At 69.9% G+C, this 17,207-nt stretch carries 15 protein-coding genes and 1 tRNA gene; 4 read left to right on the top strand and 12 right to left on the bottom strand.

Annotation, left to right across the window (positions count from 1 at the left end):
- The first annotated feature begins 46 nt into the window (after positions 1-46).
- A tRNA-Met gene (locus EEY80_RS18825) sits at positions 47-123 on the top strand.
- 73 nt (positions 124-196) lie between these two features.
- Here the strand turns inward: EEY80_RS18825 and EEY80_RS18820 are convergent.
- Positions 197-628 carry a MarR family winged helix-turn-helix transcriptional regulator gene (locus EEY80_RS18820; RefSeq protein WP_126979272.1) on the bottom strand — a complete coding sequence of 144 codons (432 nt, stop codon included), beginning with the start codon at positions 626-628 and terminating at the stop codon, positions 197-199.
- A 65-nt stretch (positions 629-693) separates the two neighbouring features.
- Here EEY80_RS18820 and EEY80_RS18815 point away from each other — a divergent pair, with 65 nt between their 5' ends.
- The gene (locus tag EEY80_RS18815; protein WP_205749159.1) at positions 694-1,740 is read left to right on the top strand and encodes an alpha/beta hydrolase; all 1,047 of its coding nucleotides are present in this window, start codon (positions 694-696) and stop codon (positions 1,738-1,740) included.
- A 123-nt stretch (positions 1,741-1,863) separates the two neighbouring features.
- On the opposite strand, the gene EEY80_RS18810 is transcribed toward EEY80_RS18815, so the two are convergent.
- The 3 genes from EEY80_RS18810 to EEY80_RS18800 are packed head-to-tail and all read right to left on the bottom strand — an operon-like array spanning position 1,864 to position 5,326.
- Positions 1,864-2,520 carry a class I SAM-dependent methyltransferase gene (locus tag EEY80_RS18810; protein WP_126979270.1) on the bottom strand — a complete coding sequence of 219 codons (657 nt, stop codon included), beginning with the start codon at positions 2,518-2,520 and terminating at the stop codon, positions 1,864-1,866.
- Between the two features lie 12 nt (positions 2,521-2,532).
- On the bottom strand, positions 2,533-4,851 hold the full coding sequence (locus EEY80_RS18805; RefSeq protein ID WP_126979268.1) for a xanthine dehydrogenase family protein molybdopterin-binding subunit: 2,319 nt from the start codon (positions 4,849-4,851) through the stop codon (positions 2,533-2,535).
- Between the two features lie 10 nt (positions 4,852-4,861).
- Entirely contained in the window at positions 4,862-5,326 is a 465-nt protein-coding gene (locus tag EEY80_RS18800) for a (2Fe-2S)-binding protein (protein WP_126979266.1), read from the bottom strand.
- A 291-nt stretch (positions 5,327-5,617) separates the two neighbouring features.
- Here EEY80_RS18800 and EEY80_RS18795 point away from each other — a divergent pair, with 291 nt between their 5' ends.
- Together EEY80_RS18795 and EEY80_RS18790 are read left to right on the top strand one after the other, a co-directional pair.
- Positions 5,618-6,343, top strand: a complete 726-nt coding sequence (locus tag EEY80_RS18795; RefSeq protein WP_126979264.1) for a response regulator — start codon at positions 5,618-5,620, stop codon at positions 6,341-6,343.
- A complete protein-coding gene (locus EEY80_RS18790; protein ID WP_235829912.1) occupies positions 6,340-7,770 on the top strand; it encodes a sensor histidine kinase in 1,431 nt (476 codons plus the stop codon). Before EEY80_RS18795 ends, EEY80_RS18790 begins: the two co-directional genes overlap by 4 nt.
- A 24-nt stretch (positions 7,771-7,794) precedes the next feature.
- On the opposite strand, the gene EEY80_RS18785 is transcribed toward EEY80_RS18790, so the two are convergent.
- Genes EEY80_RS18785 through EEY80_RS18750 form a run of 8 tightly spaced genes read right to left on the bottom strand, consistent with a single transcriptional unit; the run spans position 7,795 to position 17,038 of the window.
- Positions 7,795-8,502, bottom strand: coding sequence for a TIGR04290 family methyltransferase (locus tag EEY80_RS18785; RefSeq protein WP_126979262.1), 708 nt, complete (start codon positions 8,500-8,502; stop codon positions 7,795-7,797).
- The gene (locus EEY80_RS18780) at positions 8,495-9,508 is read right to left on the bottom strand and encodes a UDP-glucuronic acid decarboxylase family protein (RefSeq protein WP_126979260.1); all 1,014 of its coding nucleotides are present in this window, start codon (positions 9,506-9,508) and stop codon (positions 8,495-8,497) included. Before EEY80_RS18780 ends, EEY80_RS18785 begins: the two co-directional genes overlap by 8 nt.
- 15 nt (positions 9,509-9,523) lie before the next feature.
- Positions 9,524-10,639: a CgeB family protein gene (locus tag EEY80_RS18775; RefSeq protein ID WP_126979258.1), complete on the bottom strand. Its 1,116-nt coding sequence runs from the start codon at positions 10,637-10,639 to the stop codon at positions 9,524-9,526.
- Positions 10,636-11,727, bottom strand: a complete 1,092-nt coding sequence (locus EEY80_RS18770) for a CgeB family protein (RefSeq protein ID WP_126979256.1) — start codon at positions 11,725-11,727, stop codon at positions 10,636-10,638. Before EEY80_RS18770 ends, EEY80_RS18775 begins: the two co-directional genes overlap by 4 nt.
- Positions 11,724-12,866: a CgeB family protein gene (locus EEY80_RS18765; protein ID WP_126979254.1), complete on the bottom strand. Its 1,143-nt coding sequence runs from the start codon at positions 12,864-12,866 to the stop codon at positions 11,724-11,726. Before EEY80_RS18765 ends, EEY80_RS18770 begins: the two co-directional genes overlap by 4 nt.
- Before the next feature lies 1 nt (position 12,867).
- Positions 12,868-13,944, bottom strand: coding sequence for a glycosyltransferase family 4 protein (locus EEY80_RS18760; RefSeq protein WP_126979252.1), 1,077 nt, complete (start codon positions 13,942-13,944; stop codon positions 12,868-12,870).
- Entirely contained in the window at positions 13,941-15,938 is a 1,998-nt protein-coding gene (locus EEY80_RS18755) for an SDR family NAD(P)-dependent oxidoreductase (protein ID WP_126979250.1), read from the bottom strand. The genes EEY80_RS18760 and EEY80_RS18755 overlap by 4 nt, the downstream gene beginning before the upstream one ends.
- The gene (locus tag EEY80_RS18750; RefSeq protein WP_126979248.1) at positions 15,935-17,038 is read right to left on the bottom strand and encodes an NAD-dependent epimerase/dehydratase family protein; all 1,104 of its coding nucleotides are present in this window, start codon (positions 17,036-17,038) and stop codon (positions 15,935-15,937) included. The genes EEY80_RS18755 and EEY80_RS18750 overlap by 4 nt, the downstream gene beginning before the upstream one ends.
- Positions 17,039-17,207 lie beyond the last annotated feature (169 nt).

Below are 17,207 nucleotides of genomic sequence, written 5' to 3'. Positions count from 1 at the left end.
ACGAAACAAACCAGACAATCCACGCCGCAAAACAATGCGGCACCGGCGCGGGATGGAGCAGCCCGGTAGCTCGTCAGGCTCATAACCTGAAGGTCGCAGGTTCAAATCCTGCTCCCGCAACCAGAATTAACAAACGCAATGACCCCGCCCAACCGGCGGGGTTTTGCGTTTGGGCCAAGCACGGGTGTGAACCGCCTCAGCCGCAAAGCGTTTCCAGCAGCGCGGCCAGCGTGGCCTGTTCGTCCTCCGTCAGCCGCACCAGCCGCGCGCCATAGCGGCGCAGCAGCGCGCCTCTGGCCTGGCCGAGCAGTTCGGCCCCGGCGGGCGTGAGGTCCAGACGGTGACGCCTCAGGTCGCGGGGGTCGATGCTCCGCCCCACCAACCCCCGCGCTTCCAGGTTCTTCAGATAGGCGGTCAGCGTCGGCTTCGGCATCGACAGATGCCGGGCCAGGTCCGCCGGGTGGGGGTGATCCTCGATCCCGTCGAGGACGAAGAAGGCCTTCGGCTCGAAGCCCAGGGCCTCGATCTCTGGTGCCGCCTCGGTCAGCGTCTCGGTCGAGAGTTTCAGGCTGAGCCGGAAGATCCGCTCGCCCTCCAGACCGGCCGATGTCGTTCCATTGTTTGACATGTTCTGTTTCGGAACTATAATGCTTCTGAACGATTATGGATCATGTCCAACGAAGGTTCAAACGCATGATGACAGGACGCACCATCTCGCGGCGAGGTCTTCTGATCCTCGCCGGTTCGGGCGCGCTGGCCGCAACCGCGCAGGAGTTGCCTGCCATCGACACCCCCGCCATCGACAGGAGCACAGGCATGAAGCGCGTCACCTTTCCCAGCCGGGCGGACGAGGTCGTCGGAAACCTGCATGTCCCGCCCGGTTTCGACGAGACCGGCCGCCATCCGGCCATTGTGATCGCGACGCCCGGCAGCAGCGTGAAGGAGCAGATCGGTGGGATCTATGCCTCGAAACTGGCCGAAGCCGGGTTCCTCGCGCTGACCTTCGATCCCTCGTATCAGGGCGAAAGCGGCGGAGAGCCGCGGGACCTGGAGGACCCGTCGGTCCGGGTCGAGGATATCCGATGTGCCGTCGACTTCCTGATGACCCTTCCCTTCGCGGACGAGGCGCGCGTCGGCCTGCTCGGCATCTGCGCCGGTGGCGGCTATGCGATCCATGCCGCGCTGACCGAACGCCGCTTCGGGGCCATCGGTACCGTGGTGGCGAATGACATGGGCAGCTACTTCCGGCAGGTCCAGCCCCGGGATGCGCTGATGGAGATGCTGGACGAGGTCGGCCGCCAGCGCACGCGCGCGGCGCGGGGCGCAGCGCCCCGCCGCGATCCCTGGATCCCGGACAGCATGGCCGAGGCCGTCGAAGCCGGCGTCTCCGATCCCGAACTGCTCGAGGCGGTGGCCTTCTACCGCGAGTCCGAATACCGCCACCCCAATTCCACCAACCGGCTGCTCTACACCAGCTACGGACCCATCCTCGCCTTCGACGCCTTCGGTCTGGTGCCCGAACTGCTGACGCAGCCCTTGCAGGTGATCGTCGGCGGCAAGCGCGGCACTACCGGCCAGTACGAGACCGGGCACCGCCTGTTCGAAATGTCGCCCGCCAGGGACAAGGACATCTTCGTCGTCGACGGCGCCGGGCATTACGACATGTACTACAAGCCCGAGGCCGTGACCCGGGCGATCCAGACGCTGGTGCCGTTCTTCCACCGGCATCTGGCCGCCTGAGGGGGAGCGCATCGGCGTCCCCCCGACCCTCGACGCTGCGGGGGCGCAGAACGTGAAGCGCCAGGACAGGAGTGGACGGGCGCCGGCAAGACTTCCCCGCCATCCCTCCGGTCATCGACCCGTTCAGCAGGCAGCCCGGTCCGCCGGCGCCCCGGCCGGCGGGCGACGCGGGGCGCGCCGGGTGATCCTGTAGACCGAGGCGGGCGGCAGGTTCATCACCGTCCCCCCGATCCGGCGCGCCTTCAGGCCCAGCCGGTCGAGGATCGGGCGCGGCACGGGGCAGCGCGGCCCATAGGTGAACTGGTAGAAACTCCCGCCCGCTCGCAGGCAGTCGATGGCATTGGCGAGGATGGCCATGACGGTGCGCGGCGGCATCGACAGCAGGCCGAGCCCGCTGACCACCGCGCCCGCATCCGCGGCGGGAAACAGCTCTTCCGGCCGTATCCGCGCCGCATCGCCGTGAACGATCCGCGCCTCGGGGAAGCGCTGTCGCAACAGCGCCGCGAATTCCGCGCCGAACTCGACGAGCGTCAGGTCCGCAGGGGCGACCCCGCGCGCGATCAGGGCGCGGGTGAAGACCCCGGTTCCGGGACCGAGCTCCAGCAGGGGGCCGCTGGTGCCGTCGATCTCGCTGGTGATGAGCCGCGCGAGCGACAGGCCGGACGGGGCGATGGCGGCCACCCGCAGGGGCTCGGCCGCCCAGCTTCGCAGGAACAGACGCAGGTCCGGTCGCCGCTGGTCGGCGCCGAGGATCGGGGCGGATGGGGGAGATTCGAGCATGGGCATGGCCTTTCAGGCATCCTCGGTGCGCAGGACCGATCGGGTGCGACGCTCTCCGACGGATTCGGTAATGGCCAGCGGCAGCGACCTGAGCCGGCGTCCGGTGGCAGCGAAGATGGCGTTGCCGAGCGCGGCGGCGACGGGGATCACGCCGGTTTCGCCCGCGCCTCCGGGCAGGGCATCGCTGGCGACGATCTCGACCGCGATCCGGGGCGCGTTGCGCAGGCGCTGGACCGGAAAGTCGTGGAAGTTCGTCTCGACGATGGCGCCGTTCTCGACGGTGTTCGCGCTCATCAGGGCGGTGGTCAGCCCCCAGAGGATGCTGCCCTCCATCTGGGCCACGACCTGGTTCGGGTTGACGACGGTGCCCACATCGACGGCGCAGAACACCCGGTCGACCGTGATCTCGCCGTCAGCAGCCACCGAGACCTCGACCACCTGCGCGACGACGCTGTAATAGGCCCCGCCGATGGCAATGCCGCGGCCCCGTCCGGGGGGCAGGGGGCGGTCCCATCCCGCCATCGCCGCGGCCCGGTCAAGCACCGCGCGCAGGCGCGGGCTGTCGGCCAGCAGCCTGCGCCGATAGTCCAGCGGGTCGGAGCCGGCGGCATGGGCGCATTCGTCGAAGAAGGATTCCGCGAAGAACACATTGTGCGAGAACCCGTTCGACCGCCACAGGCCGACGCGGATGTTGCTGGGCACATGGTAGGAGCCGACATACTGGCTGCGGATCGCGTAATGCGGGCTTTCCAACCCTTCCGAGGTAAGGAAATCGCCCTCGGGACTGCCGCCGCCGGTGATCGGCAGAAGCCGTCCCATCATCCCCTGCGCCACCGACTGCCCGGCCACCAGCGCCTCATAGGCCAGAGGCAGGCCGTCCTCTCCCAGTGCCGCGCGCAGGCGGGCGCGGGCATGGCTGCGATAGATGCCGCGGCCGATGTCCTCTTCCCGGGACCACAGCAGCTTGACAGGCCGGTCCGGGTGCCGCGCGGCGAGATAGGCGGCCTGCTGGACGACGTCGAGTTCCAGCCGGCGGCCGAAGGCGCCGCCATTCTGTGTCACGTTCACGATGACGTCGTCCGGACGGGTGCCGGCGGCTTCGGCGCCGCGAAACACGCCCCAGCGGGCGGAGGTCGGGGATTGGGTGGACACCCATGCCTCGGCGGTGCCGTCGCCGCGCACCAGGACCGTGGCGTTCATCGGCTCCATGCAGGCATGGGTGACGAGCGGCGCGGAATAGGCCGCCTCGACCAGCCGTCCGGGCGCGTCCGGGAACGGGTCGCCCTCGTCATGCACGACGTTGGGTTCGCCGCTGTCGAGCGCGGCCTCCATCCGGCGGGCCAGTTCGGCCCCCGACAGATCGTCCCATTCCGTCGGCGTCCAGGCGATGTCGGCCTGCCAGAGCGCCTGTTCCGCGGTCCACCAGCTGTCGGCGACCACCGCGACGCTGTGGCCGTCGACCACCACCACGTCGACGACGCCGGGCAGGTCGCGCAGTTCGGCCTCGTTCGCCACGCGGGCGACGGCGGCACCGGAAACGGGGGCCTGACGGATCGCGGCATGCAGCATCCGGGGCAGGACCACGTCCATGCCGAAGACCGGACGTCCGCGCACCTTGGCGGGAATGTCGACGCGCGGCTGCGGGCGGCCGATCAGGCGCCAGTCGGTGGCGGGTTTGAGCGCCGGGGCCGCGGGAGGCGGCACCGTCGCGGCAGCCAGCGCCAGAGAGCCATAGCTCAGACGGGTGCCGGTCGCCGCGTGGAACACGGTGCCGTCGCCGGGGGTCGTCAGTTCGGACACCGGCACCCCGAGCCGTTCGGCGGCGGCGCCCATCAGCATGTGCCGGGAAGCCGCCCCCGCCTGCCGCAGCTGGGTCCACAGCTCGTAGGTCGATGACGAGGCTCCGGTAGAGACGAGCGAGACCGCGCCAAGCGCGCGCCGCCCCAGCCAGTGCAGCGGGCCGCTGGCCTCTTCGGGGCGGATCCCGAGTTGCGAGGCCCATCCGCCATAGACCGGCAGGATCTCGGTCGGATGCTCGACCGAGATGTTGTCGTCGAAGGGGATGTCCAGTTCCTCGGCCACCAGCATGGCGATCCCGGTGTGGATGCCCTGGCCCATCTCGACCTTCGGAACCGAGACGGTGACGGTTCCGTCGGTGTAAATCGCGACGAAGGCATTCAGCACCCCGACTTCACCATCGACAAACCCGTCCGGCCCGTCGATGTCCACGGTGGCGAGGTAGCCGACCCCGGCCGTGGCGGCGACCGCGACCGTGCCGCTCAGCACGGCGCCCGTGATCAGGAAGCCGCGTCTGGAAAGCAGTCTTGGCATCTCGTCCTCCTCAGTTGCCGGCAAGCGTCGCGGCGGCCCGGTGGATCGCGCGACGGATGCGGGGATAGGTGCCGCAACGGCAGATGTTGGTGATGCTGTCGTCGATCTCGGCATCGGTGGGGGCGGGATTGGATTCCAGCAACGCGGTGGCCGCGATGATGAAGCCCGGCTGGCAGAACCCGCATTGCGGCACCTGCTCGTCGATCCAGGCCTGCTGCACGGCCGTCAGCGTGCCGTCGGGCGCGGCCAGCCCCTCGATCGTCACCACCTCGGCGCCTTCGACATCGGCGGCGAAGGTCATGCAGGAGGGAACGGATTCCCCGTTGAGCAAAACCCGGCAGGCCCCGCATTGGGCCACGCCGCAGCCGTATTTCGGCCCCAGCAGGCCGAGATCCTCGCGCAGGACCCACAGCAGCGGCTTGTCCTGGGGCACGTCCAGCGTGATCGGCGTGGTGTTGACGGTGAATCGGACCATGTCGGCTCCTGCGCTAGGGGGCGGCCCGGCGAGTGACGGTCTTCGTCGGGCGCTTCGGTGGCGTGGCGCGGCCGACAGACCTGCCGCCCAGCCCTTTCATGAGGCGACGCTACCCGGACCCTGTCGCCCGGCTGTGCCGGTTCGGTCGCGCTGTGTATCAATGTGTAACCGCGTCGGGGCGCAGGTCCCGCAAATGCCCGGCGGCGCTTACAAACGGATACAGTTCGACACGAGCCATGGCCCGGCGACGGCGCTATAAGAGGGGTGTTGTCCCGCTCCGGAAGGCTTGCCATGCCGCAGGTGCCCCATATCGCCGTCGTCGACGATCACCGCGAGATCCGCGATCTGGTGGCGAAGTATCTGCAACAGCAGGGCTATCGCGTCAGCACCGCCGAAAACGGCACCGGCCTGCGCCGGATCGTCGAAACCGGGGCGCCGGACCTCGTCGTGCTGGACATCATGATGCCGGGCGAGGACGGGTTGACGCTGTGCCGCGAGCTTCGGTCCCGGTCCGGCCCCGACATCCCGATCATCTTCGTCACCGCCCGCAGCGACGAGACCGACCGCGTGATCGGGCTCGAGCTCGGTGCCGACGACTATCTCGTGAAACCGTTCTCGTCGCGCGAACTTGTGGCCCGCATCAAGGCGGTGCTTCGGCGCGTCAACAGCCTGCCGCCGCAGCGGGCGGCCCGCCGGTCCGGCGTGGTGCGTTTCGACCGCTGGGTGCTGAACCTCTCGCGGCGCGAATTGCAGGGCGACGACGGGGTGGGGATCCCGTTGTCCACCGCCGAGTTCCGGCTGCTGAAGGTGCTGGTGGATCATCCCGGCATGGTGCTCAGCCGCGACCAGCTGCTGGACATGACCGTGGGACGGGAGGCCGACCCCTTCGACCGCTCCATCGACAACCAGATCAGCCGCCTGCGCCGCAAGGTGGAACGCGATCCGAAATCCCCGACGATCATCCAGACCCATCGCGGCGGCGGCTACAGCTTCATGCCGGAGGTCTTCGCGGATTGAACCGCATCGTGGGAATGTGGCAGAAAAGCCTGACGGTGCAGCTGCTGTCGTCGATGCTGGTCGCGCTCTTCGCGTCGCAGGCCATCGGCTTCGCGATCCTCTGGGACTATCTGCAAAGCGACCTGCGGGCGGCGGCGCGCGCGGAACTGGCCAGCCGGGCCGCGGCGGTGGCGCGTCTGACGCAGACGGTGCCGCCCGACCTGCTGGTCGAACTGCTCGCCATCTCCAGCACCGCCACCTCCCGGTTCTGGATCTCGGACAACCGGCAGGTGGCGCTGGACAGCTGGGTGCGGCAGGCCTTCGACCGTTTCGAGGTGCCGCTTCACGACATCCTCGGCGAAGAGGGTGGCCCCGAGGCCGGGTCCGGCCTGCCGGCCGGGGTCGATGTCGGCTACTTCCTGCAGGGCGCCGAATGGTCACTGTCGACGGCGGATCACGCCGAACTGCCGGTCCTGACCCGGTCCCTCGACTTCGCGCGGCAGTATGGTGCCGGCGTGATCGTTCCCTTGGGCGACGGCCGGGTCCTCAACGCGGCCTATCACAAGAACATCGCCCCTTCGCTGTGGCGGACGCATCTGCCCCTGTCGCTGACCCTGACGGCTATCCTCGTCTCGCTGGTCGGGGTGCTGACCGTCCGGCGCATCGCCAGCCCGCTCCGGCAGCTGACCCGCGCGGCCGAGTTGCTGGGCCGGGGCGAGCAGGTCTCGTCCCTGGACGTGCGCGGACCCGAGGACATCCGCCGCACGACCGTGGCCTTCAACAGCATGCAGGAACGGCTGCAGCGCTTCGTCGCCGACCGGACCCGCATGCTGGCCGCCATCGGCCACGACCTGCGCACCCCGCTGACAACCCTGCGCCTGCGCGCGGAACTGGTCGAGGACCCCGAACTGCAGGACCGGATGCTGGCGACCATCGACGAGATGCAGGCGATGACCGAGGCGACGCTGTCCCTTGTCGGCCAGGACAGCAGCGCCGAGCCGACCCGCACCATCGACCTGACGGCCCTCGTCGAAAGCGTCTGCGACGACCTGGCGGAGATCGGCTATCCCGTCCGCTTCGTGCCGGACGAGAGGCCCGAGGCAAGGCAGGACTACCGCTGCCGCCCCGAGGGGCTGAAGCGCGTCATCCGCAACCTGATCGAGAACGCGGTCCGCTATGCCGGCGGCGCCGATGTCCGGCTTGCATCCGACGACAGGGGGGTCACGGTCGTCGTCGAGGACGAGGGGCCGGGCATCCCGGCCGGCAATCTCGAAGACGTCTTCACCCCGTTCTTCCGGCTCGAGGAGTCGCGCTCTCCGGAAACGGGGGGGATCGGCCTCGGCCTGTCGATCGCCCGCGCGATCGCCCGCCAGCACGGCGGCGACATCGTCCTGTCTCGCCGCGACCCCGGCCTCAGGGCCACGCTCGTGCTGCCGCAGGCGGCCTGAGGCCGATCCTGCCGGACGTTGCCCTCACCCCCGCTCCGACAGCCCGCACAGATACACCTCGGGTTCGGGATGTTCGAGGATCCGGAACCCGGCAGAGCGCAGCATCGCCTCCATCCCCGCGCGGTTCGGGACGAACCAGTTGGTGGGGTCGCCGGCGAAGCGGTTCTCGATGAAATAGCACAGGGGCACGTCCTCGCCGGTGAAGGGGGCAGGGTCGTCGAAGGCGTGATCCTCGGCCAATGGCGCCACGCGGCGGGACCCGCGCTGCATCGACTGGAACAGCATCCGGTCGCCCGCCACATGTTCGCGGATCCGGTCCAGCGCCAGCAGCGGGTGGCGCAGGTGGTAGAAGACCCCCATGAAGATCACCAGATCGAACCGCTCGCCGACCTGCGCCACGTCATAGGCCGACAGCTCGCGGAACTCGATCCGCAGCCCCTCGGTCTCGGCGGCGAGCCGGGCCTGCGCCAGATAGCGCGGATCGCTGTCGATCCCCAGCACCCGGTCGGCGCCGCGGCGTGCCATCTCCATCGCGTAGAAGCCGGCGTTGCAGCCGATGTCGAGCACTGTCATCCCGCGCATGTCCTGAGGCAGGACATGGCGAAAGCCCTGCCACTTGAACTGCGGATAGTCGCCGAGGAAGTGGTCGGGCGCCGTCTCGATCCCGTTCAGGCGCAGGTTGTGGAACCACGGTCCCAGCTCGCGGATGCGCCGTTGCAGGTGGTCAGGCATCGGCACGGCTCCGGCCCTCGTCGGTCGTCCCGGTCGCCAGCCCCGCCGCGCCGCCGATTTCGGCGGTGAACCAGGCGACGGTCTGCGGCAGGCCTTCGGACAGGGTGACCGTGGGCTGCCAGCCCAGCAATTCCCGCGCCCGCGCGATGTCGGGGCGCCGGCGCTTGGGGTCGTCCTCGGGCAGCGGTCCGAAGACGAGGGGCGAGGTCGTGGGCACCATTGCCCGCACCATCTGCGCCAGTTCGCGGATTTCGAATTCTTCCGGATTGCCAAGGTTGACGGGCGTGGCGGGCGCGCGCCCTGCCTCCATCAGCGCGATCAGGCCGGCCACGAGATCCGAGACGAAGCAGAAGCTGCGGGTCTGGCTGCCATCGCCATAGACGGTCATCGGCTGTCCGCGCAGTGCCTGCACGATCATGTTCGACACGATCCGCCCGTCATCGGGCCGCATGCGGGGGCCATAGGTGTTGAAGATGCGCGCCACCCGCACATCCGCCCGTCCCGCGCGCACGAAATCGTAGCACAGCGCCTCGGCCGCGCGCTTGCCCTCGTCATAGCAGGCACGCGACCCGGTACAGTTGACATGGCCCACATAGTCTTCCTGCTGGGGATGGACCTCGGGGTCGCCATAGACCTCGCTGGTCGAGGTCTGCAGCATCCGCGCCCCGTCGCGCTCGGCCAGTTCCAGCATCCGCAGCGTGCCGTTGACATTGGTCATCATCGTGTGGATCGGGTCCGCCTGGTAATGCGGCGGCGAGGCAGGGCTGGCGAGGTTGTAGACCCGGTCCAGCCGTTCCGACAGCACCACCGGCTGCGCCACGTCATGCCGCAGCAGCCGGAAGTCGCGGAAGCCGCACAGCGGCAGGACATTCTCCTCGCGCCCGGTCAGGAAACTGTCGAGGCAGATCACCCGGTGCCCCTGCTGCAACAGGGTCTCGCACAGGTGCGAGCCGACGAAGCCGGCGCCACCGGCGACGAGGATGGTCATTGCGTCGTCTCTGTGCATCGCATGCTCCTTGCGTCATCTGCCATCTGCTGGGGAAAGGGGGGCCGGCGCCGCCTGCAGCGCCGCCGCCAGCTCGCGCGCCCGGGCACGGCCGGTATGGCCGGACAGCACCGTCTGCCGCGCGGCCTGCCCGATCCGGCGGGCATCGCCTGCGTCGGCGGCGGCAAGCCCGCGAACCACATCCTCGGTGTCGCGCGCGATCAGGATCGACCGGCCGTCCGCGAACAGCTCGTCCAGCCCCGGCCAGTCGTCGCTGATTACCGGAACCCCGCAGGCGCCTGCCTCGAACAGCCGCACGCTGGGCGACCAGCCCATCCGCCGCATGGCCTGCCGGGTGACGTTCAGCGTGAACCGTTGCGCGTTGTAGAAGCCTGCGTGCTCGTCGGGGGGCAGATGCTCGATCCGCTCCACATTCGCGGGCCAGTCGATGTCCGCGGGATATTGCGGCCCGGCCACGACGAAGCGCATCTCGGGCAGGCGGCGGGCGGGGTCCAGCAGCAGCGCCTGCAGCGTCGGCTGCCGGTCCGGCGAATAGGTGCCGAGATAGCCCAGATCCCACCGCTTCGGCACCTCGGGCAGGTGCGGATAGCGTGTCTCGTCTACCGAACAAAACAGCGCCTCGGCCCGCCGCGCGCCGCGCATGTCCTGCAGATGCGTCAGCACCGCACCGCCGGAAAAGCTGAAACAGATGTCGAAGCGCGGGATCTGCCGCGGCGCGAGATAGTCGCAGCGCCCCTCGTCCAGCGCCTGCAGCGTCACCGGCGTGTCGATGTCGTAGAAGCACAGCTGCCGCAGCCCCATGGCGTCCAGCCGGTCGATCAGCGCGATCCCCTCGGGCACATAGGACCCGACGATCACCGCATCGGCCTGCCGCAGCCGGTCGCCGAACCGGGCCAGCATCGGCTCGATCCCGTCATACAGGGCGAAGTCGCAGAAGTCGGGATCGGGCAGGTCGCGGTGCGGGGCGTACCAGGGCACGTCGCGTTCGAGGAACAGCACCCGGTGCCCTTCGGCGGCCAGCCCGCGGATCAGCGCACGGAAGGTGGTGGCATGGCCGTTGCCCCAGGCCGAGGACAGCGACAGGCCAAGGATGACGATGTCGAGCGGTCGCTGCGGGGCCCCGGCGTTCATGCGGCCGCCTCCCGCCGCGCGGCATGGGCGCGGAACAGCGCATCGGCCTGCGCGGCGCGATGGGCATAGGTATGTTCCTGCAGCACGCGGGCCAGGGCGGCGCTGCCGATGGCGGCCGCCCGGTCGGGGCCGACGGTGGCGAGGCACTCGGCCACGTCCCGCCCGTCGCGGGCGACGAGGATTTCCTCGCCCGGCTTCAGGAACAGCTCGATCCCCTCCCAGATGTCGGTGATCAGGCAGGCCCCGGCGCCCGCCGCCTCGAAGACGCGGGTGGCGGGGGAAAAGCCGTTGGCCGCCATGCTGTCGCGCGCCACGTTCAGCACCATCCGCGGCGTGCAGTTCAGCGCGTTGTGATCCGCCGTCCGCACATGGCCCAGCTTGCCGACATTTGCCGGCATCGCCACATCGCCCCAGCCCGAACCGCCGATCAGGAACCGGCTCTCGGGCAAGTCGCGGGCCGGGCGCAGGAAGAATTCGCCCACGCGGGCGTCGCGGTCCGGCAGGCGGTTGCCGAGAAAGGCAAGGTCGCCGGCGAAACGCGGGTCGGGGTCGACCGGGAAATGCGTCTCGGGATCGAGCGCGTTGTAGATGGGCACGCAGTCCCGCGCGCCAAGCGCCCGATAGGCCGCCACCACCGGATCGCCGCCGCCATAGGTCAGCACCATGTCGAGCGCGGGCAGCAGGTCGCGCAGCGGATGGTCCGCCGTCGCCCGCAGGTCCGCCAGCGTCGCCGGGGCGTCCACATCCCAGAACAGGCGCAGCGTGCCGGGCCGGGCGGCGGCCATCACCTCGACCAGAAGCCGGTCATCCTCGAACCCCACGCCCGAGGCCTTGACGACGATGTCATGGCGCACCGCCTCGGCCGCCGCCTGCTGCATGGCGGCACGGGTGCCCTCGTAGACGACCACGCGCGCCCAGTCGGGCGGATCGATGTCGCGGTTCGCCTGACGGTCATAGACGTCGGGTTCATAGAAGGTGATGTCATAGCCGAGCGGCGCCAGCGCCTTCAGCATGCCGCGATAATAGGTCGCCGCGCCGTTCCAGTAGGCCGACAGCAGGCTGGAGCCGTAGAAGCCGATCGTCTTCATGCCATGTTCCTTTCCGGGTTCGGTTCCGGGGCTGCCCGTCCGGGCGCCGCGCCGCGCCTGCCGCCGAGCCGGTCGAGAATCGACAGCAGTTCCTGCACCCGGTGCGCGCAGCTGTGGCGGGCGCGGATCGTCTGCAGCCCCCGCGCCGCCTGTTCGGCCCGGGCCGCCGGATCGTGCGTCAGCTCGTGCAGGTGCCGCCGCATGGCATCGCCATCCCCGGCCCAGCGGAAATCGCCGGGGCGGAACAGGTCCTCGCTGTCCGACCACGGGGCCGAGACGAGCGGGATGCCGCAGGCCAGCGCCTCGAAGGGTCGGATCGTCGGGATGCCCGGCAATTCGCGCACGTAGGGCCGGCGCGGCACATGCACCGTCACCCGGTGGCGGGCGAAGGCGGCCGGAACCTCGGCATTGGGGATCCAGCCCTCATGGCGGATGCCCGCCGCCCGCAGACGTTCCAGCGCCTCGTCCGGATAGCGCACCCCCCGCACCGTCGTCCGCAGCCCCAGGTCGCGGGCAGGCTCCATCAGGAATTCGGCCAGCTCCGCGCTGCGTTCGTCATCGCCCCAGTTGCCGATCCAGATCAGGTCGCCCTCGGCCTCGGCCTCGATCGGGCGGAACAGCGCGGTATCCGCCGCCTCGTGCCAGGTGAAGACCTGCCGCCCCCAGCCCGCCTTCAGATAGCGGTCGCGCAGCGTCTCGCCGAAGGCGAGGATGCCGTCATAGCCGGACAGGTCCAGCCCCGCGATCTCGCCTTCGCGGCTGACGGCGCGGTGGTGGGTATCGTGGAACAGCAGCGTGAAACGCCCCCCCGCCTGCCGCAGCGCGCCGATCCGCGCCACCAGCGCCGGGTCCGTCCATTCATGGACGATCACCACATCCGCCCCGTCCAGCGCGGCGGCATGGTCGAAGCCCTCGCCATAGACCTGCGACTCCAGCATCGGGAAATCGCGGTGAAAGGCGGCCACCGCCTGCGGCCCCTGATCGGCCAGCAGGTTCCGGCGGCTCCAGCTGTCTTCGGGTTCCAGCGCCGTGGCCCGATGGCCGAGCGCCAGCAATTCCCGCATCACGCCGCGCAGGAAATGCGCGTTGCCGTGGTTCCAGTCCGAGATCAGCGAATGGGTGTAGAAGAGAAAGCGCATGTCAGCTCGCGGCAGCCTGGGGTTGCGGCTGGATCAGCCGGGCATAGAGGTCGATCATCGCCCGGGCCTGTGCCTCGGGCAGGAAGCGCCGGGCGCGGTCGCGGGCGGCCTCGCCGAGCCGCCGCTGCAGCCCGGGATCGGCGGCGATCCGGTTCGCGGCATCGGTCAGCGCCTCTGCGTCGCCAGGCGGGAAGAACAGCGCCGCCTCGTCCCACAGCTCGCGGAAGGTCGGGATGTCGGCCAGCAGCAGCGGCAGGCCAAGCCGCGCCGCCTCGGCCACCGCCAGCCCGAAGGGTTCATAGCGCGAGGGCGACACGAACAGCCCCGCATCGCGCAGCGTCCGCAGGGTCGCGGCATGGGGCAGGGTGCCGGCGGTTCGGGCATGGGTCGCGCGGAAGGCCTGCCCGTCCGGCGCCGTCAGCGGCCCGATCATCTTCACCGGCCAGTGCGTTCCGGCCGCCGCGCGGTCCAGCGTTGCGCCGTCCTTGCCCTCGTCCCACCAGCGACCGGCGGCGACGATGCCCGCGCCCCCGGACCAGCCGCGTTCCGGCGCGGGCGTGGCATTCGGCACCACCGCCACCGGCAGCGGCCCGTAGACCTGCGCCATCAGCGCCGCATGGGCGCGCGACGGCGCCACCACCGCATCGGCCCGGTCCAGCCCCGCCGCGTTCATCGCGCGCTGCCAGGCCCAGTCCGGCGGCAGGTCCGTGCCCCGGACGGCGCGGAACCAGGTCGCCACGCAGGAATGATGCACCGCCAGCACCGGCAGGTCGGTGACCAGCCCCGCCGCCTGCGTCGGCAGGTTAAGGTGGATCAGGTCCGCGCCATGCCGCGCCGCCGCCTCGGCCACCGCCGCCGGCACCGGCGACAGCACGGCGGGATCGCCCACCATCCAGTCCAGCGGCAGGTCCGTCCAGTCGAGCGCGCCGATAGCCGCCGCCTCGGTCCGCTGGTCGGGCGAGGGCGGGGGTCCGAAGCCCAGGAACACCACATCCGCCCGCAGCGCCCGGGCAAGGTCCATCGCATAGCGCCAGACCCCGCCCGCCGCGTCGAGCGTCATCAGGATCCGCAGGCTCATGCCCGCGCCCTCATCGGCGCGCGCAGGTCGGGGAAGCTGCGGTTCTCGCGCAGCCAGCGGGCCAGATCGGCCACGCCCTCGCGCCAGCCGACCTGTGCCTGCCAGCCGGTTTCGGCGGTCAGCCGCGCGGTGTCGGCGACGAAGTAATATTGGTCGCCCTGCCGCCAGTCGCCATGGCTCAGCGGCACCGGATGGTTCACCACCCGCTCGATCTCGTGCAGCACCGCCTTCAGGCTGACGCAGTTCTGCGGTCCGCCGCCCAGGTTGAAGGCGCGCCCCGCCAGCCCGTCGATGCGGCCCAGCACCGCGCGATAGGCCGCCACCGCATCCGACACATGCAGGATGTCGCGCACCTGCTTGCCGTTGCCGTAGATCGAGATCGGCTCGCCCATCAGCGCGCGGATCAGGAAATGCGCGACCCAGCCCTGATCCTCGGTGCCGAACTGGCGTGGCCCATAGATGCAGGACATCCGCAGCACCGCCGTCGGCAGGCCGAAGCTCTTGGCGTAGTCGAGCACATACTGGTCGGCCACGCCCTTGGAACAGCCGTAGGGCGTGCAGAAATCCAGCGGCCGGTCCTCGCCGATGCCGTTCTGGCGGATCCGGGCGTCGGCCGGGACATAGCGGTCCTCGGTCTCGATCATCGCCAGATCGTCCAGCGCGCCATAGACCTTGTTGGTCGAAGCGAACAGCACCGGCACCCGCCGGCCGGTGGCGCGCACCGCCTCCAGCAGGTTCATCGTGCCGCGGGCATTGACCTCGAAATCGTCGATGGGCGCGGTCAGGCTGGTCGTCACCGCCGTCTGCGCCGCCAGATGGATCACCGCCTCGGCATCGCGGACGGCATCGCGCAGCGCAGCCTCGTCGCGCAGGTCGGCGGGCATCGGAAAGACGCGGTCGCCATGCCGTTCGATCAGCCAGCGCAGGTTCTGGTCCACGCCGGGGCGCGACAGGTTGTCGACCACGATCACGTCGCGGCCCTCGGCAAGGAAGCTGTCGGCGAGGTTCGACCCGATGAAGCCGCTGCCCCCGGTGATGACCACGGGCCGCGTCGCCCGGCCCAGCGACGGTGCGGCAAGCCGCGTCACCTCGCGCACCCGGGGCAGGCCGCCCGCGGTCAGCAGCCGGGCCAGCAGCTTGGGCGCGCCCTCGCCATCGACCGCGCCCATGTGATAGTGGCGCGGGTCGAACCACAGCCCCTCCTGCACCGCCACATCGGCCGGCAGGTCGCGCCAGGCATACCAGTACAGCCGGTCCGCCGGCGCCTCCATCGCGCGGGCAAAGCGGCGGGCCTGCTCCATCTGGTCGCCGCGCCAGGTGGAATAGCCGGTCTCGGTGATCCAGACCTCCGCCTGCGGGTTGTGGCGGTCGAGGATCGCGCGCATCTCGCCCAGATGCATGTCCCAGCCGCCCCAGGTGCCTTCCTCGCTGTCCCATGTCCCGGGAAAGCCGTGAAAGCCCACCGCCGCGCACTGCTCCAGCACCCCGCGCCGGCCCATCAGGTCCAGCCACAGCGGGTCGAAGGGGCAGGGTCCGCCCAGCACCGCCTGCCAGCCGCGCTGGCGCACCCAATAGGCGGCGCCGCCCACCATCTCGCAGAACTGCCGATAGTCGTGATCCGCCCGCCAGTCCCAGTCCAGCAGGTTGTTCGGCTCGTTCCACAGCTCGACATGGCTGAAATGCCGGCCATAGCGGGTCAGCACATGGTCGATGAAATCGGCATAGTCCTTCAGCACATGCGGCGCGCCGGTCGTCCGCCCGTTCCGCGACAGCGAGGGCGGCGTGTAATGGATGCAGGGCAACAGGTCGATCTGGCTGCCCAGACGGGGGATCAGCCAGTCGAACCAGGCCTCGCCCCCCGGCGCCAGGTACTCGGCCCAGCTCAGATGCGTGCGCAGATGCGACGCGCCCGAGGCCAGAAGACCCGGCAGCACCTCGTCCACCCGCTCATGTTCGTCCGGGCGGAACCATTCGGCAAAGCCGTAGCCCTTCATGAAACGAGCCTCCGCTGTTCCAGATGCCGCCGCATCTCGGCACCGCGGTCGATCACGACCTCGCCGCGCACCCAGTCGACGAATTCGCCGAGCGAGTCTTCCAGCCGCTCGCGCGGCTCGAAACCCAGCAGGCTGCGCGCCTTGCCGATATCGGCAAAGCAGTTGCGGATGTCGCCGGCGCGGTACTTGCCGGTGATCTCGGGCGACAGGTCCGACCCCATCGCCGCCGCCAGCAACTCGGCCACCTGCGTCACGGTATAGGCATTCCCGGACCCGATGTTGAACAGCTCGCCCGCCGCATCGGGCGTCTCGTAGGCCAGCCGGAAGGCGCGGGCCACGTCGCGCACATGCACGAAGTCGCGGCGCTGCTGCCCGTCCTCGAAGATCGTCGGCCGCTCGCCCGAGGCCAGCCGCGAGGCGAAGTTGGCCAGCACCCCGGTATAGGGGTTCGACAGCGCCTGTCCCGCGCCGAAGACGTTGAACAGCCGCAGCGCGACCGCCTCGACGTCATAGGCCTCGCCGAAGATCATCACCGCCCGTTCCTGCGCATATTTGGTCAGCGCATAGATCGAGGCGAGGTCCGGCCGCTTGCGCTCGTCGGTGGGCGCGGGCCGCAGCGGCGTGCCATCCGGGGCGACCGGGTTCCAGTTGCCGGACCGCACCTCGGCCGGGCGGCGGCGCACGCCTTCCAGCAGGGCACCGTCCGGCAGGGCATAATAGCCCTCGCCATAGACGCTCATCGACGAGGCGACCACGATCCGCCGCACCGGATGGGCCAGCAGCGCCTCCAGCAGCACCGCGGTGCCAAGGTCGTTCGCCCCGACATAGCGCGCGATCTCGTACATCGACTGGCCGACGCCGACCTCGGCCGCCAGATGGATCACGCCGTCGCAGCCATCCAGCGCCGCGCGCAGCCGGTCGGCATCCTGCATGTCGCCGCGCACCAGTTCCGCCCCGTCGGGCAGCTGCGGCGCCGCGCCGCCATGGACCTGGTCGATCAGCGCGTCGTACAGGCGCACCTCGTGACCCTTCTCCAGCATCTCGTCGGCGACGTGTCGTCCGATGAAGCCGCAGCCTCCGGTGATCAGCACCTTGCTCATGCGCCGCATCCTTCCAGTTGTCGTGATCGGGGGTTGCAACAGGAAGATGCCGCGCATGTTCCGAGAAATTCCGTTCCCGGCCCGGGCCTTGCCCGGCGACCTTCAGCAAGCCGGCATCTTCAGAGACATCTTCTTCAATAACATCAGTGACTTCTTCCCCCGCGGCCGA

The sequence above is a fragment of the Frigidibacter oleivorans genome, from assembly GCF_003993775.1.
GTDB classification, from domain to species: domain Bacteria; phylum Pseudomonadota; class Alphaproteobacteria; order Rhodobacterales; family Rhodobacteraceae; genus Frigidibacter; species Frigidibacter oleivorans.
Note: the sequence above shows the minus strand (reverse complement) of the source record. Positions and strands in the feature narration are given on the sequence as shown.